General features: G+C 63.8%; 19 protein-coding genes. 11 read left to right on the top strand and 8 right to left on the bottom strand.

Annotation, left to right across the window (positions count from 1 at the left end; translation table 11 throughout):
- Nucleotides 1-12: 12 nt before the first annotated feature.
- The gene (locus OOT33_RS06510; protein WP_307749189.1) at nt 13-1,059 is read right to left on the bottom strand and encodes a rod shape-determining protein MreB; all 1,047 of its coding nucleotides are present in this window, start codon (nt 1,057-1,059) and stop codon (nt 13-15) included.
- Between the two features lie 111 nt (nt 1,060-1,170).
- Between OOT33_RS06510 and mutL the strand changes: the two genes are divergently transcribed.
- Nucleotides 1,171-2,979, top strand: coding sequence for a DNA mismatch repair endonuclease MutL (gene mutL, locus OOT33_RS06505; protein WP_307749188.1), 1,809 nt, complete (start codon nt 1,171-1,173; stop codon nt 2,977-2,979).
- Between the two features lie 332 nt (nt 2,980-3,311).
- Here the strand turns inward: mutL and OOT33_RS06500 are convergent, their stop codons facing one another.
- Both OOT33_RS06500 and OOT33_RS06495 read right to left on the bottom strand, forming a co-directional pair.
- Nucleotides 3,312-4,601, bottom strand: coding sequence for a hypothetical protein (locus OOT33_RS06500; protein ID WP_307749187.1), 1,290 nt, complete (start codon nt 4,599-4,601; stop codon nt 3,312-3,314).
- Nucleotides 4,601-5,305 (bottom strand): MauE/DoxX family redox-associated membrane protein, encoded by a 705-nt coding sequence (locus OOT33_RS06495; RefSeq protein ID WP_307749186.1) that lies wholly within the window; start codon nt 5,303-5,305, stop codon nt 4,601-4,603. The genes OOT33_RS06500 and OOT33_RS06495 overlap by 1 nt, the downstream gene beginning before the upstream one ends.
- On the opposite strand from OOT33_RS06495, the gene OOT33_RS06490 reads away from it, so the two are divergent.
- The gene (locus OOT33_RS06490) at nt 5,288-5,815 is read left to right on the top strand and encodes a MerR family transcriptional regulator (protein WP_307749185.1); all 528 of its coding nucleotides are present in this window, start codon (nt 5,288-5,290) and stop codon (nt 5,813-5,815) included. The genes OOT33_RS06495 and OOT33_RS06490 overlap by 18 nt on opposite strands.
- Nucleotides 5,816-5,916: 101 nt before the next feature.
- Here OOT33_RS06490 and ychF read toward each other — a convergent pair whose 3' ends face one another.
- On the bottom strand, nt 5,917-7,014 hold the full coding sequence (ychF, locus tag OOT33_RS06485) for a redox-regulated ATPase YchF (RefSeq protein ID WP_307749184.1): 1,098 nt from the start codon (nt 7,012-7,014) through the stop codon (nt 5,917-5,919).
- Between the two features lie 219 nt (nt 7,015-7,233).
- Between ychF and OOT33_RS06480 the strand changes: the two genes are divergently transcribed.
- Nucleotides 7,234-9,951 (top strand): M1 family aminopeptidase, encoded by a 2,718-nt coding sequence (locus OOT33_RS06480; protein WP_307749183.1) that lies wholly within the window; start codon nt 7,234-7,236, stop codon nt 9,949-9,951.
- A 69-nt stretch (nt 9,952-10,020) separates the two neighbouring features.
- On the opposite strand, the gene rplL is transcribed toward OOT33_RS06480, so the two are convergent.
- Entirely contained in the window at nt 10,021-10,395 is a 375-nt protein-coding gene (gene rplL, locus OOT33_RS06475) for a 50S ribosomal protein L7/L12 (RefSeq protein ID WP_307749182.1), read from the bottom strand.
- An 80-nt stretch (nt 10,396-10,475) separates the two neighbouring features.
- Nucleotides 10,476-10,991: a 50S ribosomal protein L10 gene (gene rplJ / locus OOT33_RS06470; protein ID WP_307749181.1), complete on the bottom strand. Its 516-nt coding sequence runs from the start codon at nt 10,989-10,991 to the stop codon at nt 10,476-10,478.
- A gap of 647 nt (nt 10,992-11,638) precedes the next feature.
- Here rplJ and OOT33_RS06465 point away from each other — a divergent pair.
- Nucleotides 11,639-12,340 carry a PEPxxWA-CTERM sorting domain-containing protein gene (locus tag OOT33_RS06465; RefSeq protein WP_307749180.1) on the top strand — a complete coding sequence of 234 codons (702 nt, stop codon included), beginning with the start codon at nt 11,639-11,641 and terminating at the stop codon, nt 12,338-12,340.
- A gap of 54 nt (nt 12,341-12,394) precedes the next feature.
- Here the strand turns inward: OOT33_RS06465 and greB are convergent, their stop codons facing one another.
- Nucleotides 12,395-12,877, bottom strand: a complete 483-nt coding sequence (gene greB / locus OOT33_RS06460) for a transcription elongation factor GreB (RefSeq protein WP_307749179.1) — start codon at nt 12,875-12,877, stop codon at nt 12,395-12,397.
- Between the two features lie 13 nt (nt 12,878-12,890).
- A complete protein-coding gene (locus OOT33_RS06455) occupies nt 12,891-14,942 on the bottom strand; it encodes a transglycosylase SLT domain-containing protein (protein WP_307749177.1) in 2,052 nt (683 codons plus the stop codon).
- A 103-nt stretch (nt 14,943-15,045) separates the two neighbouring features.
- On the opposite strand from OOT33_RS06455, the gene dapA reads away from it, so the two are divergent.
- The 7 genes from dapA to alaS all read left to right on the top strand — a co-directional run bounded on the left by dapA (nt 15,046) and on the right by alaS (nt 23,998).
- Nucleotides 15,046-15,924, top strand: coding sequence for a 4-hydroxy-tetrahydrodipicolinate synthase (gene dapA, locus OOT33_RS06450; RefSeq protein WP_307749176.1), 879 nt, complete (start codon nt 15,046-15,048; stop codon nt 15,922-15,924).
- Between the two features lie 43 nt (nt 15,925-15,967).
- Entirely contained in the window at nt 15,968-16,450 is a 483-nt protein-coding gene (gene smpB, locus OOT33_RS06445; protein WP_307749175.1) for an SsrA-binding protein SmpB, read from the top strand.
- Nucleotides 16,450-16,995 (top strand): DUF2062 domain-containing protein, encoded by a 546-nt coding sequence (locus OOT33_RS06440; RefSeq protein ID WP_307749174.1) that lies wholly within the window; start codon nt 16,450-16,452, stop codon nt 16,993-16,995. Before smpB ends, OOT33_RS06440 begins: the two co-directional genes overlap by 1 nt.
- A gap of 113 nt (nt 16,996-17,108) precedes the next feature.
- Nucleotides 17,109-19,532, top strand: coding sequence for an ATP-binding protein (locus OOT33_RS06435; RefSeq protein ID WP_307749173.1), 2,424 nt, complete (start codon nt 17,109-17,111; stop codon nt 19,530-19,532).
- Nucleotides 19,533-19,628: 96 nt separating this feature from the next.
- Nucleotides 19,629-20,012 carry a response regulator gene (locus OOT33_RS06430; RefSeq protein WP_307749172.1) on the top strand — a complete coding sequence of 128 codons (384 nt, stop codon included), beginning with the start codon at nt 19,629-19,631 and terminating at the stop codon, nt 20,010-20,012.
- 92 nt (nt 20,013-20,104) lie between these two features.
- Nucleotides 20,105-21,181, top strand: a complete 1,077-nt coding sequence (gene recA, locus OOT33_RS06425) for a recombinase RecA (RefSeq protein WP_307749171.1) — start codon at nt 20,105-20,107, stop codon at nt 21,179-21,181.
- A 147-nt stretch (nt 21,182-21,328) separates the two neighbouring features.
- Nucleotides 21,329-23,998, top strand: a complete 2,670-nt coding sequence (gene alaS, locus OOT33_RS06420; protein ID WP_307749170.1) for an alanine--tRNA ligase — start codon at nt 21,329-21,331, stop codon at nt 23,996-23,998.
- Nucleotides 23,999-24,000: the final 2 nt, after the last annotated feature.

The raw sequence follows: 24,000 nt of genomic DNA, 5'->3' as shown, positions 1-24,000 counted from the left end.
CTCCTCTAGCCGTTACGCCGTTTGCAGCACGCCGCGGAACATCGGGTCCTCCAGCGCGCGACCGGTGCCGATGGCGACGCAGGTGAGCGGATCCTCGGCGACCGTGACGGGCAGGCCGGTCTCGTCGCGCAGCTCGTCGTCCAGGCCCTTCAGCAGCGCGCCGCCGCCGGTGAGCACGATGCCCTGGTCAACGATGTCCGCCGCCAGCTCCGGCGCGGTGTTTTCCAGCGCGATGCGCACACCCTCGACGATGGTGCCGATGGGTTCGGCCAGCGCCTCTGCGATCTGCGCCTGCGTGATGCTGATTTCCTTGGGCACGCCGTTCACAAGGTCACGGCCCTTGATGTGGATCGTCGCGCCGATGCCGTCAGCGGGTGGCTGGGCGACGCCGAATTCCTTCTTGATGCGCTCCGCCGTGGCTTCGCCGATCAGCAGATTGTGATGGCGGCGCACGAACGAGACGATCGCCTCGTCCATCTTGTCGCCGCCCACGCGCACCGATGTGGTGTAAGCGAGGCCGCGCAGCGACAGCACCGCAACCTCTGTCGTGCCGCCGCCGATGTCGACCACCATCGAGCCGATCGGCTCTGTCACCGGCATGTCCGCGCCGATCGCGGCGGCCATCGGCTCCTCGATCAGGAATACCTGAGAGGCGCCGGCATTGCTCGCCGCATCGCGGATCGCGCGGCGCTCCACGCTTGTGGATCCGGACGGCACGCAGATCACGATTTCCGGGAAGCGCCAGGGCCGTGCCTTGCCGCCGTGCACCTTGGTGATGAAATGCTTGATCATCTGCTCGGCGACATCGATGTCGGCGATCACGCCATCGCGCAGCGGGCGGATCGCCTCTATCGAGTCAGGCGTCTTGCCCATCATCAGCTTGGCGTCGTCGCCCACGGCCTTCACCCGCTTGATGCCGTTGATCGTCTCAACCGCAACCACCGACGGCTCATTGAGGACGATGCCGCGCCCGCGCACATAAACTACGGTGTTGGCGGTACCCAGGTCGATTGCCATGTCCTGCGAGGAGAATTTGAACAAGCGGGTGAAAATCGACATGCCTGATCCTGTAAACTGGGGTTCGCGCCATGCGGGCCGCACCGGAACAGGTATGAAAAAATATCCGGCCCCGGCTCGCGGAATGCGCCCGCTTGGGCTAGTCAGGGCGATATGTCAATACGCCGCCTGCCCGAACACCTCGTCAACCGTATCGCCGCTGGTGAAGTGGTTGAAAGACCGGCGAGCGCGCTCAAGGAGCTGACCGAAAACGCCATCGATGCGGGCGCGAGCCGCATCACGGTGCGGCTATCGGGCGGCGGGATCGAGCGAATCGAGGTGATCGACGACGGTTGCGGCATGAGCGCGGAAGACATGGCGCTTGCGCTGGAGCGGCACGCCACCTCCAAGTTGCCCGACGAGCGCATCGAGGCGGTCGAAACGCTCGGTTTTCGCGGCGAGGCCCTGCCGTCGATCGCTTCGGTGGCGCGGTTGACGCTGGAGAGCCGGGTGCGCGGGCGCGATGGCTGGCAACGCGTGGTTGACAATGGCGCGCTGGTCACCGAGGGCCCTTGCGCCGTGCCGCCGGGGACGAGTGTGCGCATCGAGGATCTGTTCGGCCGTGTGCCCGCCCGCCGCAAGTTCCTGCGCTCTGCCCGTGCCGAATATGCCGCCTGCCTTGATGTCGTCCGCCGCCTGGCGATGGCGCATCCCGACATCGCCTTCTCGCTGGAGCATGATGGGCGGCGCGCGCTTGCCGTTCAACCGGGCGAGGGCCGCGAGGCGCGCGTTGCGGCGCTGACCGATCGGGCGCTGGCAGACAATCACGTCATCGTCTCGCTGGAGCGGGAAGGGCTGCGCCTTTCAGGCGTCGCCAGCCTGCCTACTTACAATCGCGGCGTCGCCGATCACCTCTATCTGTTCGTCAATGGCCGCCCGGTGCGGGACAGGCTGCTGCTCGGCGCGGTGCGCGGCGCATATGCGGATCTTCTCGCGCGAGACAGGCATCCGGTGCTCGCGCTGTTCCTCGATGTGCCGCCCTCGGAAGTCGATGTGAACGTCCACCCCGCCAAAACCGAGGTGCGCTTTCGCGATCCCGCCCTCGTGCGCGGGATGATCGTGAGCGGCCTCAAGCGCGCGCTCGATGAAGCGGGTGTGCGGTCGGCACAGCGGCCCGACATGGCAGCCATGAGCATGTGGCGCGCGGAAGCACCGTCTCCCACGCCCATCGGTAGCCTGCCGATCTTTGAACGACGGGACGGCGGTATCGCCGATCGACCATCGGCTGACTTTCTGGTGTCCGATGCCGTTCGGCAGTGGGGCGATTATGCACCGGCCATTCCCATGCCCGCCGCGCGCGCGGAGGCCGCCCATCAGCCCGCGCCTGCTGTTCAGTCCTTTCCCCTCGGTATCGCGCGCGGGCAGGTTGCGAAGACCTATATCGTGGCTGAGGCGGAGGATGGCCTCGTCCTCGTGGATCAGCACGCCGCGCACGAGCGGCTGGTGCTGGAGCGGATGCGCCGCGCGCTGGAGGGGGAGGGGCAGGGAGTCGCCGCGCAGGCGCTGTTGCTGCCGCAGGTGGTGGAGCTCGACGAACCAAGCTGTGACCGGCTGGAAACCCGCCTCGGCGAGCTGGCGGAGTTCGGGCTGGAGCTGGAGCGTTTCGGCCCCGCCGCCATGCTGGTGCGCGCGACGCCCGCGATGCTCGGCGCAGGTGATGCGGAAGGGCTGGTGCGCGATCTGGCGGACGACCTTGCCGAGACTGATCAGGCGCTCACGCTCAGGGAGCGGATCAACCATGTCGCGGCCACGATGGCCTGCCATGGCTCGGTCCGGGCGGGGCGTGTGCTATCGGTTGCGGAGATGAACGCCTTGCTGCGCGAGATGGAGGTGACGCCCCACTCAGGTCAGTGCAATCATGGCCGCCCGACATGGATCAAGCTCGCTCACGGCGATATCGAAAAGCTGTTCGGACGGAAGTGAGCCGCTTCAGGCGGGGGGGCGGCGGAGCAGGCCGATAGCGATCACGCTCATAACAGGTTCGCCGTGCAATAGAGAACTTCACTTAGGGGCTGTGGAGATTCAGGTCAGATGGAGCCGGGGCCGCAGGCGACCGCAGGGCAAAAGGGGGATTTTCGAGCATCGGAGCGCAGCGTACTTAAAGGTACGTGAGCACCGAAGCACAGAAAATCGCGCTTTGCAGGCCTATATGGACTGAATCCCCACAGCCCCTAGGGGACCTCTTTTCGCGTCACCTCATATTCACCGAAGCGCTCGATCCTGCCTGCTTCCAGATCGTCGGAATATAGCATCATTTATCGGTGTCCCAATGACAGGCGGGTGAACAGGGTATAGCCCCACGGGCGCCTGCCGTAAGCGGCATCGAGTGCGTCCGGCTTAAGGTAGGTCGATGCGCTGCCGCCCAGCGTCAGGTGAAACGGACTGTCACCCAAAGGCGTATTCCAGGCATAGCCCGCCTGCAATTTCGTCACGCGGAAAGGCTGGTCGTGCAGCGGGTCGGCATGGTCGGGGAACAGCTCGTCATTCTTCACATTCTCCACCCGCCCGAACAGGGCGTGCCGCTCGGTAAGCGCATAGTTCGCCTCGGCGATCCACGCGGTCAGCGTTTCGCCCGGGTCGCGGTTCTTGGCGGAGAATGCCGCCATGGCGGACAAACGCCCGTCGGCATAATGGACGCTCGCCGTTGTGCGGTGTTCGTCCTCGTCAGCGTGCAACGCCTCCGGCTGCTTGAGGAAGCCATGGCTGACCTGGGCGGACCAGTTGGGCGTCGGGTTCCACGTCGCGCGGATCGACCAGCTGTCAAGCTTGGGCGTCTCGATGTCCCAGCGGTGTTCGTCCGGTTCGCGACCCCGGAATGCGGACACCTCGATCTGCCAGTTGCTGGCGGAAACGCCCGCCGTCACCACACCATAAGTGATGTGGGTGCTGTCGAACCAGTGGTGCGTGATCGGCGGCTCGGGATTATTGACCGCGCTGCCCCGGTGCATGAACGCGCTGGGCCCCAGCGCCGGTTCGCCTACCGGCCCGCCATAAAGGAACAGCGAAGTGCCGGGCGCGACATCGATATCGAGCTTTGCTGCAAGCTCCATGAACAGATCGTGCGGATGCTGCCGGTCGACAAGGGGTTGACCATAAGCAACTTCGCCGGTGGCGAAGAGGTTGGGATAGCCGTCATGCCGCATCGCCGGTTCGAGGCTCAACATGGACTTGAGCGCCAGCCGCGCACCACCAAAATCCTTCTCCGCGTTCAGCATCGCCATGCTGGTGACATAGAATTTGTCGTCGCCACGCGGACCGGAATGGTCGGTGTAATTGGCCTGGGCATAGCCATGCGCCATCAGCATCCAGTTGTCGCCCGGCATCATGTGAAGGCCATTCATCGCGGGATCCTTGCCGGGGAGGCGGGATGTGCCGGAGCCTTCGATAAAATGCTTCTCCTCTGCGGGCATGGCGCTGTGGGATGCTGATGCACTGGGCGCTCCCATCTCCATGCCCTCATGATGTTGGTGGTCATGATCTTGCGCGACCGCCGGCGCGCCAATGCAAAGTGCGGCGGCCGAAACATAAATCCACCTGGCAAACATCAGAGAACTCCCATCCAGATCGCCATCGCGACCATCATCAGATTTTCCGTCAGAGAGACGAAGCCGAGTGGGACATTGCTGTTTCCCCCCACGCAGGCGCACTTCAGCTCCCGTTTGTCTAGGTAAACCGCCTTGAACACCGACACGGCACCTATCGATCCTATGGTGAACGCAAGAGGAATGGAAATGACGTCAAACGCATGCGCCGTCATCAACACGCCTGCTACCCCTTCGGCAAAGGGATAGATATAGGCATAAGGAACCCATCGGCGCGCCAGCAGGTCGTAGTTCAGGAACATGGTAGAGAACTTCTCCACATCCTGAAGTTTCAACAGCGCGAGCACGCACATCGAGAGGCTGATGAACCATTCGCCAGCCATCACCGTCAATGCGGCGCCGGTTACAGCCCAGGATAGCGCCAGAGCCATCAACGCGGTCATCGCAAACAAAGCGATCACGGGGCGATAGCTTGTCTCGCCGTCCCGTGGCACGTGCTTGCCGAAAAAACGGCGCAGATCGTCGTTGCCGCCGATGCGTTCGCCATCGATGTACGTCTGCGGCGTGGTCTTGACGCCGCGCTCGGCCTTGAAAGCATCGGTTTCCGCGCGCGTCCTCAGCCAGTTGTCCTCGACCTCATAGCCGTGCGACCGCAGCATGTGCAGCGATTTGAGGCCAAAGGGACAAATATGATCCGGCATAACCATGCGATAAATCTGCGCTGTCTTTGCCACAGGAAAAACTCCGTTTTCGCGAGTGATTCGTCGTTCGCAAGGCGCTATACCCTGCGTACCATAGTACGGAGTCAACAGGTGACGGGGCTTTCAGTTTCAGAACTGGCCAGGGCGGGTGGGGTAGGGATCGAAACCATCCGTTATTATCAGCGTGAAGGGTTGATGCGGCGTCCGGCTACCGTCGGCGCCGGGGGTGGCATTCGCCATTATGATGAACGCGACGTTCGTCGGCTCAACTTCATTCGGGGCGCGCAAGCTGCAGGATTCAGGCTCAAGGAAATCGCCCGTTTGATCGAGCTGGAACAAACGGACGACCGGATCGAGGTGCGGCAGATCGCAAGGGATCGCATCGCGGTGTTGAACATCGAGATCGCGGCCAAGGAGCGCGCGCGCGACGCACTGGCGCGTTTGGCTCATCAGTGCGAACACAGCGGTTCAGGACCATGCCCGATCCTGACGGCCTTTGATCCTCCGCAGCTTTGACACACCGGGGGTAACGGTCGGCCAGCGCACGATCCTTTCGCCCACCTTTCTGCAAGTCTCGGTGGGAGGGACCGTCGCGCCAGATCAAGGCATTAGCAGCCTCAACTATGCAAAAAGTGCATCACGTCGCCATCCTGCACCACATAGGCCTTGCCCTCCGCGCGCAGCTTGCCTGCCTCGCGCGCCTTGGCTTCGCCGCCCAGCGTGACATAGTCGTCATAGGCCACCGTTTCCGCGCGGATGAAGCCCTTTTCGAAGTCCGAGTGAATCTCGCCTGCCGCATTCGGCGCCGTCGCGCCCTTGTGCACGGTCCACGCGCGCGCTTCCTTAGGCCCAACGGTGAAGAAAGTCAGCAGGTGGAGCAGCTCATAGCCGGCGCGGATCACGCGGGCGAGGCCGGTTTCATGCAGGCCCAGCTCTTCGAGATATTCGATGCGCTCGGCCATTTCCATTCCCACCAGCTCAGATTCGATCGCGGCGGAGACGACCACCGCCTGCGCGCCTTCGGCCTGAGCCTTCTCGAATACCCGTGCGGAGAAGGCGTTCCCCTGCGCCGCGTTCTCTTCCTCGACATTGCAGACATAGAGCACCGGCTTGGAGGTGAGCAGCTGCGCCTGCCGCAGCACGCGCGCTTCCTCCTCGTCATTGGGCGACACCAGCCGTGCTGGCTTGCCTTCGCGCAACAGGTCCAGCGCCTGGCCCAGCACCGAGGCGATGAGCTTGCTTTCCTTGTCGCCCTGCGCCGCCTTCTTCTGTGCAGCGGGCACGCGCTTTTCCAGCGACTCAAGGTCGGACAACATCAACTCGGTCTCGACAGTCTCGGCGTCAGCGATCGGATCAACCCTGTTATCAACATGTTGGATGTCGTCATTCTCAAAGCATCTCAGCACATGAACGATCGCGTCGACCTCGCGGATGTTGCCGAGGAACTGGTTACCCAGTCCTTCGCCCTTGCTCGCGCCGCGCACGAGCCCGGCGATATCGACAAAGGCGAGCTGTGTAGGGATGATCTTGGCGCTGCCTGCGATCTTTGCAAGCGTATCAAGTCGCGCATCCGGCACGGAGACGTTGCCGATGTTCGGCTCGATCGTGCAGAAAGGGTAATTGGCCGCCTGCGCGGCCTGCGTCTCCGTCAACGCATTGAACAGGGTCGATTTGCCGACGTTGGGCAGCCCGACGATACCGCATTTGAAACCCATGGCGTGCCTGACCTCTTGATTGCTGGATTGCTTCAGGCGCCAGCCCATAGGCCTTCGGTCCGCAGACTTCCAGATAGAATGACGGGAACCCATGTCTTGCATCGCGGTTAAGCTAGCGTTCAGGAGCGTGTCACGTTTATGCTGGGCATCGCAAACTGCCGAAAGATGAGGCGTCAGCCCGCTTCGGACAGTCCGTCTCTTTCGTCGGAGCATGATCCAATGAGCTTTTCCCCGGTGTGTCGCGCATTGTCGCTTTCCGCTGCGCCTCTCGCGCTTGCATTTTCCTCTTTCGTCGCCCCCGCGCTTGCCCAGCCGCAGGCCGCGCCTGTTGCCGAGGTCACCACGCAGTTGCCGCGCGTTGCGGTGCCCAGCCACTATGCGATCAGGATGGCGCCGGACGCGGCCAACCTCAAATTCTCGGCGGAGGCGCAGATCGATATCGCGCTTTCGACCGCCACCAATGCGATCACGCTCAACGCTGCCGACCTCGCAATCTCGTCCGCCACGATCGCTATGGGCAAGGGCAAGCCGGTTTCCGGCACTATCGCCACCGATGCCGCCGCGCAGACCGTGACCGTCACTTTCCCCAAGTCTTTGAAGCCCGGCAACTACAAGCTCGCCTTCGCCTATACCGGGGTCATCAACACGCAGGCGAACGGGCTGTTCGCGCTCGATTACACCGATGGCGCGGGCGCATCCAAACGCGCGCTTTTCACCCAGTTCGAGGCGCCGGACGCGCGCCGCTTCGTGCCGAGCTGGGATGAGCCGAGCTACAAGGCCACCTTCGACCTTTCCGTGGTTGTGCCCAAGGGCCAGATGGCGGTCAGCAACATGCCGATTGCCTCCAGCGTTGCGCAGAAGGATGGCACGAGCCTCGTCACCTTCGGCACCAGCCCCAAGATGTCCACCTATCTGCTCTTCCTCGGCATGGGCGAGCTTGAGCGGATGACCACGAAATCGGGCCCGACTGAACTTGGCGTGATCACCGGCAAGGGCAATGTCGCCAAGGCGCAGCTTGCGCTTGATGCCGCGGCGCAGATCCTGCCCTATTACAACGACTATTTCGGCGTGCCATTCCCGCTTCCCAAGCTCGATAACGTCGCCGGCCCGGGGCAGAGCCAGTTCTTCTCCGCGATGGAAAACTGGGGCGCGATCTTCACCTTCGAGCGCGCGCTGCTGGTCGATCCCAAGTCCACCTCGGAAGCCTCCAAGCGCCGGGTGTACGAGATCGTCGCGCATGAAACCGCGCACCAGTGGTTCGGCAACCTCGTCACGATGGCGTGGTGGGATGATCTGTGGCTGAACGAAGGCTTTGCGAGCTGGATGGCCACCAAGGTCACGGACGTGATGCAGCCGGAGTGGGAAACTCTGCTCACCCGCGTCGACGGGCGTGAGCAGGCAATGAGCCTGGACGCCTATGTAACGACCCATCCGGTTGTGCAGCATGTGAAGACGGTCGAGGAAGCCAATCAGGCGTTCGATGCCATCACCTATGAAAAGGGTGAGGCTGTCATCACCATGCTGGAGAATTTCGCCGGGGCGGACACATGGCGGGACGGAATTCGCGCTTATATGAAGAAGCACGCCTATGGCAACACGGTGACGACCGACCTGTGGAGTGCGGTGGAGGCTGCCGGCGCCAAGGGGCTGTCCACCATCGCGCATGACTTCACCAGCCAGCCCGGCATTCCGCTGGTCAAGGTGGACAGCGCGCAGTGCGTAAACGGCACTACGCGGCTGGCCCTCAGCCAGAGCGAGTTCAGCCGCGATGCCAAGGAGGCCAAGGACAACTCGCCGTTGAGCTGGCATGTGCCGGTCAAGGCGCAGGTGCTGGGCGGCGCGGAGCAATCCGTCATCCTGCAGGGCAAGGCGACGATCGAGCTGCAAGGCTGCGGCCCATATGTGATCAACAAGGGGCAGGCGGGTTATTATCGCACGCTCTATCCGGCCGACAATGTATCCGCGCTTGCCAGTGATTTCACCAAGCTGGCCTCGATCGACCAGAAGGGTGTGCTCGCGGACAACTGGCAGCTCGGCCTCGGCGGTTATCAGCCGATGGCGCGCTCGCTCGATCTGGTCGATGCCGTGCCAGCCACAGCCAGCACGGCGATCCTCACCGCGCTGCCGGACTATCTCGCCGCCGCGCACGAGATGTTCGAGGGTGACGCGCCCAGTCAGCAGCGGTTGTTGGCCTACGCCAGCGCGAAGCTGACGCCGATCCTCACCCGCATCGGCATGGATGTGAAGGAGGGAGAGGGCGCCCAGACCGCGTTGCTGCGCCAGTCGCTCATCGCAACCCTGGGTGACATGGGAGACGCCGCCGTGGTCGCGGAAGCACAACGGCGCTATGCCGCGCTGGCGACCAACCCGGCTGCGCTCGATGGACCGATGAAGTTCGTCTGGCTGCGCATTGTCGCCCGCAATGCCGACCAGCCGACCTGGGACAATATGCGCAAGATGGCCAATGCGGCTCCGACCGCGCTCGAAAAGAGCCAGCTTTTCAGCCTGCTTGGGCGGGCGAAAGACGAAAAGCTCGCAACCCAGGCTCTCAATCTCGCCATGACCAACGAACCGGGCAAAACTACCAGCGCGGACATCATCTCTTCCGTTGCTGATGAGCACAGTGCGTTGGCGGTCGATTTCGCGCTCGCGCACCTTGACGACTATCTCGCGCTGATCGATTCGTCCGCGCGCAACCGGGCGATCGGGCGACTTGGGGCCGGGTCTGCCGACATTGCGATGGCCGACAAGCTGGCCGCCTATGCGGAGGCAAATCTGTCCGCCGACGCACGCAAGACGACGGACCGGGTAATCGCGGCGGTCCGCGCACGCGCCGCGGCCCGCACACGTCTGAAACCGGAAGTCCTCGCCTGGCTGGATGGCAAGGCCTCCGCGCCCAAGGCGGTATCTGCCAGGGCGAACAAGACAAGGAAATAAGCGCAAAAGAAAGGGGCGGCTCCCGCAGGAACCGCCCCTCGAATCTTCAGCGTGAAGCTGAGATGAAGCTTACTTCATCTCGACAGTGGCGCCAGCCGCTTCGAGCTTCTTCTTCACTTCCTCGGCTTCCGCCTTGTTCACGCCTTCCTTGATCGCCTTTGGAGCGGACTCGACCAGCGACTTGGCTTCGGTCAGGCCCAGGCCGGTGATGGCGCGGACTTCCTTGATGACGGCAATCTTGTTGCCGCCGTCGCCGGTCAGGATCACGTCGAACTCGGTCTGCTCTTCAGCAGCCGGAGCGGCAGCAGCCGGGCCAGCGGCAGCAACCGCAACCGGAGCAGCGGCGGAAACGCCCCACTTCTCTTCCAGAGCCTTGGAGAGCTCGGCAGCTTCGAGGACGGTGAGGGCCGACAGTTGATCGACCAGAGCATTGATATCAGCCATGTAACCTATCTACCTTTCTGAGCGGGGCGTGGCCCCTAATACTAGAGTTCCTGGTAAGTATCGAAGCTATCCACCTGAAATCAGGCGGCATCCTTCGTAGCGTATGCGTTGAAAACCCGCGCGAGCTGTGCGGCCGGTGCCTGGGTGACGCCTGCGAGCTTGGTCGCCGGGGCTTGGATAAGCCCGACGAGCTTGGCGCGCATTTCATCCAGAGACGGCATCGAGGCGAGCGCCTTGATGCCTTCCGCGTTCAGCACTGTGCTGCCCATCGCTCCGCCAACGATCTCAAGCTTGTCGTTGGTCTTGGCGAATTCGACTGCCACCTTGGCGGCGGCAACCGGATCGACCGAAGTAGCGAGCGCAACGGGGCCGGTCAGCAGGTCGCTGATCGGCTCATACGCCGTGTCCTTCAGGGCGATCTTGGCGAGGCGGTTTTTCGATACCTTGTAAGCGGCCCCGGCCTCGCGCATCTTCTGGCGCAGCGACGTGGACTGCGCCACGGTCATGCCGAGGTTGCGGGTAACGACCACAACACCGACTTCGCCAAAAGTTACGTTCAGCGCGGATACCAACTCAGCTTTCTGGGTACGATCCATGCCATTCTCCATAATATCCCCCCGGCCCATCCGGAGGGATTGTGCGCACGCAGCAATACCGTGAGGCACAGCCCTCGTGCGTGTGTTCGAAAGGGGTAGGATCAAATGCCCGCTCAGGCCCGGATTGGAGGCGATTGAGGCAGCGCGGCGGGGCAGCATATGGCTATGCGGCACCCTGATGAATCTGTTCCCCGTCTCGGCCGGAAATTAAGACGGAAAAGCCCCCGTCACCGACTGTCTCGAACGGCGCATGACGAGCAGGTGCCCGCAATGCAGAGGGGGCCGCTACAACAAAGACTCGCAGATGTCCAGCGTTTTTCCGCCTGTGATTTTACAACTGAAACTGCCTGATTTTAGGGATTTTTTAACTTCGTCTATTCATCACGACGCCGCAACGGACTGTACCATAACGGAACGGTCTCGGCGACCATCGATAACCATTCAACGACGATTGCCGCATAAGATATTGAAAATACGTGAAAAAAAGGGTTTTACGAATTTTTATTGAGCCATTAAAATTAACCACCTTAGGGTTTGCAGCGATGGACCGGTTAAATTATAAGAGGAACCAAGGTCGGGACATTAAGTTTACTGGCAGGGTTCGGAAACAGGGCCTTACCGGATTTGTAATTCAAGGGAGATACACAATGCGGGCACTTGCCAAAATCGTATCGGCGGCGGCACTCGCCACCGCTACACTCAGCTCGGCTCACGCCGGCGTTTACGTGTACAACTTCGCGGGCAACAACAATTCGAACAGCTATGGCACGCCGGGCAACACGATCACCCGTTCGGCGACCAGCGGTTCGACGACCGTCAGCGTGACGGCTTCGGGCTGGAGCAATGTCGGCAACGTGATCAGCGCTGCCTGGCTCGGCAACTACCCCGAAGGACTCGGTGTCAAGAACTCCGCGACTGACCAGAACTCGGTCGATAACTATGCAGGCGTGGACTACGTGCTCCTGCAATTCAGCCGGCCGGTCAGCCTGACCAGCGCGTTCATCACCTCGAAGGGCTATCCGATCTTTCAGCAGCCCGTGAAGGACGCTGACGCCGTGTTCAGCTTTGGCAACACCGCCGCTACGCTCGCTGGATCGATCGTCACGCCAGTCGCTGCCAACTTCACCGGTCTGCGCAACGTTGCCACCAACGGCGAGACCGGCAAGTTCTGGGCGATCGCCGCTGGCGGCGTGGATCGCACGTTTGATGCGTTCAAGATCGGTCAGATCACTGTCAGCGCCGTTCCCGAGCCGGCCACCTGGGCGATGATGATCCTGGGCATGGGTGCCGTTGGCATGGCGATGCGCAGCCGTCGCGCCAAGACTGCCAAGGTCAGCTACGCTTTCTGATTGAAGACGCGCTTTTCGCGCGCATAAAAGTGACCAAGGGATCGGCTATCCGGCTTATGTCGGGTAGCCGATTTTCATTATCTCCACCTCTTTCGCTCCGCCGGGCAGGTTGACCCGCCGCACGTCGCCCACAGCCGCCCCGCGCAGCGCGCGTGCCAGCGGGGCGTCCCAGCCGATCCGCCCCGATGCGGCGTCCGTCTCGTCATTGCCGACTATGGTGATCGTTCGGCGTACGTCGTCTTCGTCCGCCACCGTGACGGTAGCCCCGAAATAGACGCGAGCCTTGTCAGGCTGCTGCGCCGGATCGATCACCCGCGCATGCTGCATCTTCTTGGCCAGGCGCCGCAGCTGCCCGTCGATCTCGCGCATGCGCTTGCGGCCATAGAGATAGTCGCCATTTTCGCTGCGGTCGCCATTACCCGCTGCCCAGCTGACGATCTCGACGATCTTCGGGCGTTCCTCGCCCAGCAGTCGGTCATATTCGGCACGCAGTGCGGCGTAGCCTTGCGGGGTGATGTAGTTGGTCTTGTCGTGCATGGCGGCAGGCGTATCAGCCCGCGCCGGTTTTGCCCAGATAGCGGCTCAGCGGCGCCACCGGCATCGCGGCGCCGACTTTCTGTGCCCGCAAGGCGTCATAGACCACCGCATTCTCCAGCACGCGTTGCACATAATTGCGCGTCTCAGAGAAGGGTATCGCCTCGATCCAGCGGACCATATCACCGCCGCCGGTGCAGGGGTTGCCATTGGCGGTGATCCACTTGTTCACATTGCCCGGCCCCGCATTATAGGCGGCGATCGCGAGCGGATGGCAGCCGCCAAAACGATCGAGCAGGCGCTGGAAATAGCTGCTCCCCAGCTGCATGTTATAGTTAGTGTCGCTGGTCAGGCTCGTGGGCATGTAGGCGAGGCCGATCTTGCCTGCCGTTTCGCGCGCGGTTCCGGGCATCAGCTGCATCAGCCCGCGTGCATCGGCGCGGCTGACGGCCGCCTTGTCAAACTGGCTCTCCTGCCGGGCGATCGCGTGGATCATCGTCCAGTTGGCCTGATGCTCTGGCGGGACAGGCAGGCTCGGAAAGCTGGCAAGATTGTAGGCGCTGCTCCCATCAGCGCGGGCCTTTCGCCCCACCATCACGCCGAGATCAGGCCTGCCGATCCGTTCGGCCAGCTCGATGGCGAGCGCCCGCTCCGAGTCCGTGGTGACATTGGCCGCAATCGCGCGCAGGAAAAAGCTCTGGTCCGCCCAGCGCCCTGCAAGCCCCAGCGCGCGCGCGGCGCGCACAAGCGCGCTACCCTCGAAATCCGCGCGCTCCTTGGCGCTGACCGGCGCGGCGAACACTGCGCGAGGGGCGGGGACCGCCCGCCCCAGCCGTTCCAGTGCGAGCTGGCCATGAAACTGGTCGGGATAGCTGGCGGCAAGCTGGAAGTACTTGTTGCTGCCAGCGGTGTCTTTCCCGGCGAGTGCGGCGCGCCCGGCCCAGTAATATCCCTTGGACATCGTCTGCGGCGAGCGTGCGGCGGCGGCATAGCGCTGGAACATCGCGCCCGCATCGGCAGCTCGGCCCAATTGCTCGAGTGCCGTCGTGCCTGCCAGCCAGGCAAGGCTGGTATAGTCGTCGCGCTCGCCCAGCGGCCGCTCGCTTACATCGGTGCCGGCGGGATAGGCGTCGTCGATCCGGCTGGCGATGCTGTAAGCCGTGCTGGCCTGCCCGTCTTTCGCAGCGGCGCGGGCGTGAAGGAGCAGCACCTCGTACCATTTCTCGACGCTGGCGGGGCGGGTGGTGAGCGCCTGCCGCCCGGCAAGAACGTCGCGCGCCAGCACCGCGTTGCCGCTCGCCGCCAGCCACTGCGCCTTGTCGGCCAGATAGCCGGCATGGCCGCGCGCATAAGGATCGGCTGCCTGCATCAGCGCGCCCGCATCCGGTGCATTGCGCTGCATCGCGATCCGCGCGGCCGTGATGGACCGCATCTGTGGCGAGACATAGGGCAGCGCGCGCTCGGCGGAAGCGGCATTGCGCGCCCAAAGCGCGGCATCGGCATGGACGTCATGGTCGTCGGCGGAAAGGGATGCCGCAAACTGCCCGAGTATCAGCGCCTCGTCCTCCGGGCTCATTCCGCCCATGCGCCATGCATTGCGCGCGGCAACACGCGCCTCGGCGGTTCGACCGATTGCTTCCAGCGCCATCGCATGGCGCGCGCCGCCCGTAGCGGTTCTCGGCGGAAACGCGCTGAAGAATTCGACGACCTCGCTGGCGGGGGTCAGCGGCGTGATGCCCCGTTCGGCCAGCCCGCGCATCCGGCTTTCGCCCGGCCAATCGGGGTGGGTCAAAAGAAAGCGGGAATAGGCCGCATAGCCCCAGCCATCGCTTTGCTGGAGGCGCTTCCACTCGTCGACATCCGCGAGAATGGCGGCATCGCCCGTCTGCACCGCGCGGGCGCTCGCCGTCGGCCAATCGGGCGAGCCTTGTGGCAGCGCGGCGGAGGCGCCGGGCGGGATCGGCTGCACAATTTCCTTGCGCGGCCCGCTGATTTGCGCCACCGCGACCGACGCGATCAGCAGCGTGCCAGTAGCCATCAGTCGCCGATATACAGTGGTGTGACGCATAGTCTCGCTCATGTTCCGGTGTGTTGCCCGATCCGATTTGCGTGAGTATGGCATGGCGATGATTATGCCGCGATGAACGGCATGTTTGAAGGAGTTTTTTCGCATGTTTTCCGGCTCGATACCGGCACTCGTCACATTCTTCCGGGATGGATCGCTCGATGAAGCGGTTTTCCGCACGTTTGTCGACTGGCAGATCGCGGAAGGCAGCAGTGCGCTGGTGCCTTGCGGCACTACCGGCGAAAGCGCGACGATGACGGTGGAGGAACATAACCGCGTCATCGCGATCTGCGTGGAGCAGGCGGCCGGGCGCGTGCCTGTGATTGCGGGTTGCGGATCCAACGACACGCGTATCGCGCTGGAGCATATGTTCGCGGCCCAGGCGGCGGGCGCCGATGCGGCGCTCGTTGTCGCGCCTTATTACAACAAGCCGAATCAGGAGGGCGTCTATCAGCACTTCGCCTACCTGGCGCAGCGCTGCAATCTGCCTATCATCCTCTACAACGTGCCGGGGCGCACCATTACCGACATCGGCGTGCCGGTAATGCACCGGCTGACCGAGGAATATCAGACGATCATCGGTATCAAGGATGCCACCGGCAATCTGGGCCGGGTTACGGCGCAGCGCCTCGCCTGTGGCAAGGGTTTCATCCAGCTTTCGGGCAACGATGAAACCGCTTTGGGCTTCAACGCCATGGGCGGCGTTGGCTGCATTTCCGTGACCGCCAATGTGGCGCCGCGCCTGTGCGCCGAGTTTCAGGCTGCCATGGCCGCTGGCGAGTGGGACAGGGCTCTGGAAATTCAGGACAAATTATATCCGCTGCATGACGCCTTGTTCAGCGATTCTTCACCGGGGCCAACTAAATATGCGCTCTCGCGTATTCGCCCGGAGATGCCTACCGATGTTCGCCTGCCCATCACCTGGCCCAGCGCCGCAAGTCAGGCAGCAGTCGACCGCGCGCTGGAAATCGCGGGTCTGGTCTAGGGGCGGCTTCGTCCCCATATCCGCCGCAGGACAACAGATCATCATGGCCCGCCCCCGCCCCGAAGCCTTCAAAAAGGTCAAGACCGTCGCCGAGAACCGGCGCGCGCGCTTTGACTATGCGATTGACGAGGTGTTCGAGGCCGGCATTGTCCTGCAGGGCACCGAGGTAAAATCGCTGCGTTTCGGCGAAGGCTCGATCGCTGAGAGCTATGCCGAGGTGAAGGACGAGCAGGTCTGGCTCGTCAACAGCAACATCCCGGAGTTCAGCCACGGCAACCGCTATAATCACGAGCCGAAGCGCCCGCGCAAACTGCTGTTGCACCAGCGCGAGATCGCCAAGCTGCATGGCGCGGTGGCGCGCAAGGGCATGACGCTGGTGCCGCTGTCGATCTATTTCAACGGTCAAGGGCGCGCCAAGGTCGAGCTGGCGCTCGCCAAGGGCAAGAACGCCGCAGACAAGCGCGAGACGACCAAGGAGCGCGAGTGGAAGCGCGAGCAGGGCCGCCTGCTCAAGGAGCATGGCTGATGCAGAACCGGCTTACCCGCTGGTGGCATGTGCATGCGCCGCGCCGCGAGGTGTTCGAAAACAGCCGCATCCTCGCGCCAATCGCGCATCGTGTACTCGCCCCGGAACTTTGGCGTTTCACCCGTCGCTCGGTGCCGCGCGGCGTGGCGTTGGGCCTGCTCGTCGGCATCTTCCTGATGATCCCCGGGCTGCAGATCGCGGGCGCGGCGTTTCTCGCGCTGCCGTTCCGTGCGAACATCCCGCTGGCGGCGGCGATGACTTTCTTGAGCAATCCGGCAACCACACCGCTCATATTGTGGGCGTCGGTCTATGTCGGCAATCTGGCGCTGGGGCGCTCGTCCGAGATCGCGCAGTTCATGGCACTGGTGAACGAACATGCGGGCGCGGCGCGCTGGATGCAGTGGCTGGTGTCCGAGGCGGCGCCGGCGATGATCTTCGGGCTGGCGCTCATCTCCATCGTCGCTGCGATAGTCGGATATTTCCTGGCAGACTGGGTGTGGCGTCAACATCTCTGGCGCAAGTGGAAAGCGCGGCGCGGCGAGTGAAGCTGGCGCCGCCACCAACCACCTTCGTCATTTTCTGCTTCATCGCGCCGGGCACTTTGCTACTATGACGGCCCAACACCATCCGCACGGGACGATAAGGACGTAAAACCGCCATGTCTGCGGCGCAGGGAAGCAGCTATAAACAGGATATTCTCGCTCTGACGGCGGAGCCGGACCGGCGCTATGCCTTGCCGCTCCTGCTGGCCGCTGCCGTGCTGAGCGCGGTGCTGGTGTTCGCGGCGCTGGGAGACTGGATCATCGCCTCGGGCTTTGCGGCGGCGGTGATTGGGCTGGCGGGCCTTGCCTATGCGGTGCGCCCCGCCGAACCCGCAATAATCGCCACCCGCGAATTGCCGCCGGACTGGTCGATTGTCCGCGCGGCGGCGAACAGCGCGGGCATGGGCCTGGCGGTTACGGATCAGGCAGGCAAGCTCGTCTGCGCGAGCGACCTGTATGGCGAATGGTTCCCCGGCTGGCCCGCCCCCTCGGCGCTGCCGTTCGCGGCGGATCAGGTGGTGGCGCTCGTGCAGGCCGGGCGGCTCGCCGCGAGCGACGGGGAGGGGCGATGTGATGGCCTCGCCCACGGCGCGTTGCGGCTGGAAGCACATGTCGCGCGCACCGGCAGGGCCGACGACTATCTGATCTGGCATTTCCAGCCCGTCCGCCAATCGAGCGTGATGGAAGATTTCGGCCGCATGATCTCCGGCGAGGTCGGTGCGCAGCTGGGTGATGCCGGCATCATGGCGGCAATCATCGGCTCGGAAGGGCGGATCCGCAGCACCAATGACGCCTTCCTGATGCGCGCGCTGGGCCGGGCCGACGCGGAGCTTAACGGGCGCGACTTCGCGGAGTTCTTCCGGCGCGACGATCAAGGCCGCATCTTCTTCGAGCGTGAGGCGATGTCGACGCTTCCCGTCGCTGTCTTCCGCGTGCTGCTGAAGAACGACCAGCCAGATGGCCCCGCGCTGATCCTGCTGGTCGATCAGCCGGGCGATGCCACGCTGGGCGGCTCGTCGCTATCTTATCTGCAGGGGCTGATGGCGCTGCTGCCCTTCGGCATCGCCATGGCGGACCGGGACGGCAGGCTGCTGTTCCTCAACAATGTATTCGCCCGCGCCGCCAATGTTCCCGATGGGCAGAAGCCCACCTATCCCGGCGATCTCGTCGTGGCGGAGGATCAGGCGGCATTGGCTTCGGCGGTGCGGCGCTATGCTGTCGGCCCGCAGATGTCGGGAGACATAGCGGTGCGCCTGCGCAACCAGCCCGAGGAGCCGGTCGCCTTCAGCCTCGCGGGTGTGCGCGGGCTGGGCGAGGCCGCCGTCATGCTTACGCTCAAGGACGATAACGAGGAAGGCCGCCTCAAGCGGCAGGTCGCGCAGGCGACCAAGATGCAGGCAGTAGGCCAGCTCGCGGGCGGCGTCGCGCATGATTTCAACAACATCCTCACGGCGATCATCGGCCATTGCGACCTGATGCTGATGCGCCATACGCCGGGAGACAGCGACTATGACGACATCCAGCACGTCAAGTCCAACTCGAACCGCGCCGCGAGCCTGACGCGCCAGCTGCTCGCCTTCTCGCGCCAGCAGACCCTGCGCCCGCAGGTGATCCAGTTGCCGGATATCGTGTCGGATGTATCCAGCCTGCTCAAGCGCCTGATCGGCGAGAATGTGCGGCTCGAGGTGACGCACGGCCGCAACCTCGGCCATGTCCGGGCCGACCCCGGCCAGATCGAGCAGGTGATCGTCAACCTCGCCGTCAACGCGCGTGATGCGATGCCCGATGGCGGTACGGTGTCGATCCAGACCTTTTCCGTCACCGCAGGCCAGGCGCGTGAGATGCGCTCCACCGTGCTGCCCGCTGCCGACTATACCGGCCTGCGCATCTCCGACACCGGAAACGGCATTCCGCCCGAAATCCTGCCCAAGATCTTCGAGCCGTTCTTCACCACCAAGGAGGTCGGCAAGGGCACGGGGCTCGGCCTCTCCACCGTCTATGGCATCGTCAAACAATCGGGCGGCTATATCTTTGCGGAGTCGGAGCCGGGGCGGGGGACGAGCTTTACCGTCTATCTGCCCGTCCACACCGCCGGGGTGGAGGAAAAGGAACCGGCATCGATCAAATCGGCGCCGCCGAGCAGGGGCAATTGGGGCACGGGCACCATCCTGCTTGTGGAGGATGAAGATATGGTGCGCGCGGTGGCGGAGCGTGCGCTTGCCCGGCAGGGCTATACCGTTCACACCGCATCGGACGGGGAGCAGGGGCTGGAGCGGCTGGCGGAGCTGGGGCAGGTCGATCTGCTGATCTCGGATGTTGTCATGCCCAACATGGATGGCCCGGCGATGGTGCGTCAGGCGCGTGCCGCCCGGCCCGATCTGCCGGTGCTGTTCATGTCGGGCTATGCCGAAGAACAGCTTCGTAAATCGATCGACATGGAGAATGTCTCGTTCCTGCCCAAGCCCTTTTCCGTCGCCCAGCTTTCGGAAGCGGTGTCGGAATGCTTTGCCAGAGCAGCCGAAAATCATGCCGGGGCGTAGCAGGGGCGCGATGGATTGTTCGGATTTCGCTTGCGCCGCACCCAACCGTGCGTCAGCATCCGCCGCCTGCACTCTGGGGTAAGTTACGGTATTTTCATGGATGTTCCCGCCCCTGCTACTGCCAGTCGTTCGATCCTCGTGGTGGAAGACGAGGCAATCATCGCCATGATGCTGGAGGAATATCTGCAGGCGCTCGGCCACAGCCTGTGTGGCGTGGCGACAAGTTTGGATGAGGCGAACGCGCTGATCGGCGAGAAGGGCGGCGCCATCGATCTCGCCATTCTCGATTGTCATCTGGGTGAGGAGGAAGTCTGGCCGGTTGCGGACAGGCTGGCCGAGATGGGCGTACCGATCATCCTCAGTTCCGGCGGATCGATTTCCTCGCTTCCCCCGCGCTATGCGCGATGCGCCATGCTGCACAAACCCTACACCATCAGCGCCCTGACCGATCTTCTTGCCGGGTTTTTCGACCCCGCCTGAAAATTTATGTTCCCCTCTTGTTCTATGAGAACAAATCGAATACATAGGCCTCCTACCCGCAATCCCGGTTGCACTTGGCAGGAGACAGGCCCATGACCGCACAGCTCAAACTCATCGATTCCGACAAGAAGGGCAGTATGGACAGGCAGAAGGCATTGGAAGCCGCGCTGGCGCAGATCGACCGCGCATTCGGCAAGGGCAGCGCGATGAAGCTGGGCAGCCGCGAAAAGATGGAGATCGAGGCGGTTTCCACCGGGTCGCTGGGTCTGGATATCGCGCTCGGCATCGGCGGCATCCCGCGCGGCCGCATCATCGAGATTTATGGCCCGGAAAGCTCGGGCAAGACCACGCTGGCGCTCCACGCAATTGCCGAGGCGCAGAAGACGGGCGGCACGGCGGCCTTTGTCGATGCCGAGCACGCGCTGGACCCTGTGTACGCCAAGAAGCTGGGCGTCGACATTGACGAGCTGATCGTGTCGCAGCCGGATACCGGCGAGCAGGCGCTCGAAATCGTCGATACGCTGGTGCGCTCCAACGCGGTCGATGTGCTCGTGGTCGACTCGGTGGCCGCTCTCGTGCCGCGCGCGGAGATTGAGGGTGAGATGGGCGACAGCCATGTCGGCCTGCAGGCGCGCCTGATGAGCCAGGCGTTGCGCAAGCTTACCGGTTCGATTTCGCGCTCGCGCTGCACCGTCATCTTCATCAACCAGGTGCGCATGAAGATCGGCGTCATGTATGGCAATCCGGAAACGACGACCGGCGGCAACGCGCTCAAATTCTATGCCTCCGTGCGTCTCGACATCCGCCGTACCGGCCAGATCAAGGATCGCGAGGAGATCATCGGCAACACCACCCGCGTCAAGGTGGTGAAGAACAAGGTCGCCCCGCCGTTCAAGCAGGTCGAGTTCGACATCATGTATGGCGAGGGCATCTCGAAAATTGGAGAAATACTCGATCTCGGCGTCAAAGCGGGCATCGTCGAGAAATCCGGTGCATGGTTCTCCTACGACTCGGTCCGCATCGGCCAGGGGCGCGAGAACGCGAAGACCTTCCTCAAGGAAAACCCAGAGCTGAAGGAGCGCCTCGAGGCCGCCATTCGCGGCAAGACCGAGGCAGTCTCCGAAGCGATGATGGCGGGGCCGGAGGAGAGCGACGACCTCGACGGCTGAGCCGGAGTTTGGGTATCCGGCCCACCCAGGCTAGCGTAAATGCGCTGGCCCGATGGCCGAACACGATGAAACCGGAAAAAGCAGGGCGGAGGCGAGGGCTGATTTGGCGCTTGTCTCCGCCTTTGCGCTCGCCTAATCGCTCAGCTTATGACATCGACCAACGACATCCGCCGCTCCTTTCTCGATTATTTTGCCGGGCAGGGGCACACGTCCGTACCGTCGGCGCCGCTGGTGCCGCACAACGACCCGACGCTCATGTTCACCAACGCGGGGATGGTGCCGTTCAAGAATGTCTTCACCGGCCTTGAGACGCGGCCCTACAAGACCGCCACTTCATCGCAAAAATGCGTCCGTGCGGGCGGCAAGCATAACGATCTGGACAATGTCGGCTATACCGCGCGCCACCATACTTTCTTTGAGATGCTGGGCAATTTCAGCTTTGGTGATTATTTCAAGGAGCAGGCGATCCACCATGCATGGACGCTGATCACGCGCGAATGGGGTATCGCGCCCGACCGCCTCACCGTCACCGTCTATCATGACGACGACGAGGCCTTTGGCCACTGGCGCAAGATCGCGGGCCTGCCAGAAGACCGCATCATCCGTATCGCAACGTCGGACAATTTCTGGTCTATGGGCGATACCGGTCCATGCGGCCCATGCTCCGAAATCTTCTTCGATCACGGCGCACATATCCCCGGCGGGCCTCCGGGATCGCCCGATGAGGATGGCGACCGTTTCGTCGAGATCTGGAACCTCGTGTTCATGCAGTTCGATCAGCAGGCGGACGGCACGCGCATCTCGCTGCCGCGCCCCAGCATCGACACCGGCATGGGGCTGGAGCGCATCGCCGCGGTGATGCAGGGCGTGCACGACAATTACGACACGGACACCTTCCGCGCGCTGATCGCCGAGTCCGGCGCGCTCACGAACAGCGACACCGCCGGCGCACATAAGGCGAGCCATCGCGTCATCGCCGATCATCTGCGCTCGTCGGGCTTCCTGATCGCCGACGGCGTGCTCCCGGCCAATGAAGGGCGCGGCTATGTGTTGCGGCGGATCATGCGCCGCGCCATGCGCCATGCCCATCTGCTCGGCACAACCGAGCCGCTGATGCACCGCCTTGTCGGGTCTTTGGTGAAGGAAATGAGCGGCGCGTACCCTGAGCTGTTGCGCGCGCAACCGCTGATCGAGGAAACGCTGCTGCGCGAGGAAACCCGCTTCCGCCAGACGCTCGACAAGGGCCTGCGGCTGCTGGATGACGCGACGGCGGGCATGGCGGCGGGCGATGTGCTGCCGGGCGCCACCGCCTTCCGCCTCTACGACACCTTCGGTTTCCCTTATGACCTCACCGAAGACGCCCTGCGCGCCCAAGGCATCGGCGTGGACCGCGCCGGGTTCGATGCCGCAATGGCTGAGCAGAAAGCCGCCGCCCGCGCCGCGTGGAAAGGCTCGGGCGAGCGCGCGTCAGACGAGATCTGGTACGATATCGCCGAGGAAGCGGGCGCCACCGAGTTCATCGGCTATGAAGCGACAAGCGGCGAGGGGCAGGTGGTGGCCATAGTGCGTGACGGCCAGCGCGTCGATCGTGTGATGGCCGGTGAAGACGCCATCATCGTCACCAACCAGACTCCCTTTTACGGCGAGAGCGGCGGCCAGACCGGCGATGCCGGGCGCATCAGCGGAACAAATGGTTTCGCGGCAACGGTAAGCGACACGGCCAAGCCGCTTGGTCGGCTCCATGCGCATCATGCCCGGATCGAGGCGGGCGCGCTCGGCGTGGGTGACAGCGTGCACCTCTCGGTCGATGGTGCGCGGCGGGACCGCGTCCGCGCCAACCACAGCGCCACCCACCTGCTGCACGCCGCGCTGCGCAAGGCTCTCGGCGCGCATGTCACGCAGAAGGGCAGCCTCGTGACGGCCGATCGGCTCCGCTTCGACTTCTCGCACCCCGAGGCGCTCACGCCCGCGCAGATCGCTAGGGTCGAGGCGGACGTAAACGCCCATATCCGCGCGAACGGCTCTGTCACCACACGGCTGATGACGCCGGACGATGCCATCGCGGCGGGCGCCATGGCGCTGTTCGGCGAAAAATATGGCGACGAGGTGCGCGTGCTCTCGATGGGCGATGCGACGGAGGAAGCGACCGGCGTTAGCAGCGGGGCGAGCTATTCGACCGAACTGTGCGGCGGCACGCATGTGCGCGCGCTCGGCGACATCGCGCTGTTCAAGATCGTCAGCGAAGGCGCGGTGGCGAGCGGCGTGAGGCGCATCGAGGCGCTGACCGGCGAGGCGGCGCGGTTCTGGCTCACCGAGCGGGAGGATGCCTTGAAGGCGACCGCCGCCGCGCTGCGCACCACCCCGGAAGATGTGCCTGCCCGCGTCTCCGCCCTGGCGGAGCAGCTGAAGAAGGCCGAGCGCGACCTTGCCGAGGCGAAGAAGGCGCTCGCGCTGGGTGGCGGAGGCAGCGCCGCCCCGGCCGGGCCGGAGGATATCGGCGGCATCGCCTTCCTCGGCCAGATCATCGAGGGGTTGGACCCCAAGGACCTGCGCGGGCTGGTGGATGAGAACAAGCAGCGGCTCGGCTCCGGTGTTGCCGCCGTCATCGCCGTGACAGACGGGCGCGCATCGATTGCGGCAGGCGTCACCGCCGATCTGGTGGAGCGCATCAGCGCGGTCGACCTCGTTCGCGCGGGTGTGGAGGCGCTGGGCGGGAAGGGCGGCGGTGGGCGGCCCGACATGGCGCAGGGCGGCGGTCCCGATGGCGCCAAGGCCCCGGCGGCGCTCGATGCGGTGCGCACACTGCTCAAAGGCTGAAC

The sequence above is a fragment of the Sphingobium sp. DEHP117 genome (assembly GCF_030867385.1).
Classification (GTDB): Bacteria; Pseudomonadota; Alphaproteobacteria; order Sphingomonadales; family Sphingomonadaceae; genus Sphingobium.
Note: the sequence above shows the minus strand (reverse complement) of the source record. Positions and strands in the feature narration are given on the sequence as shown.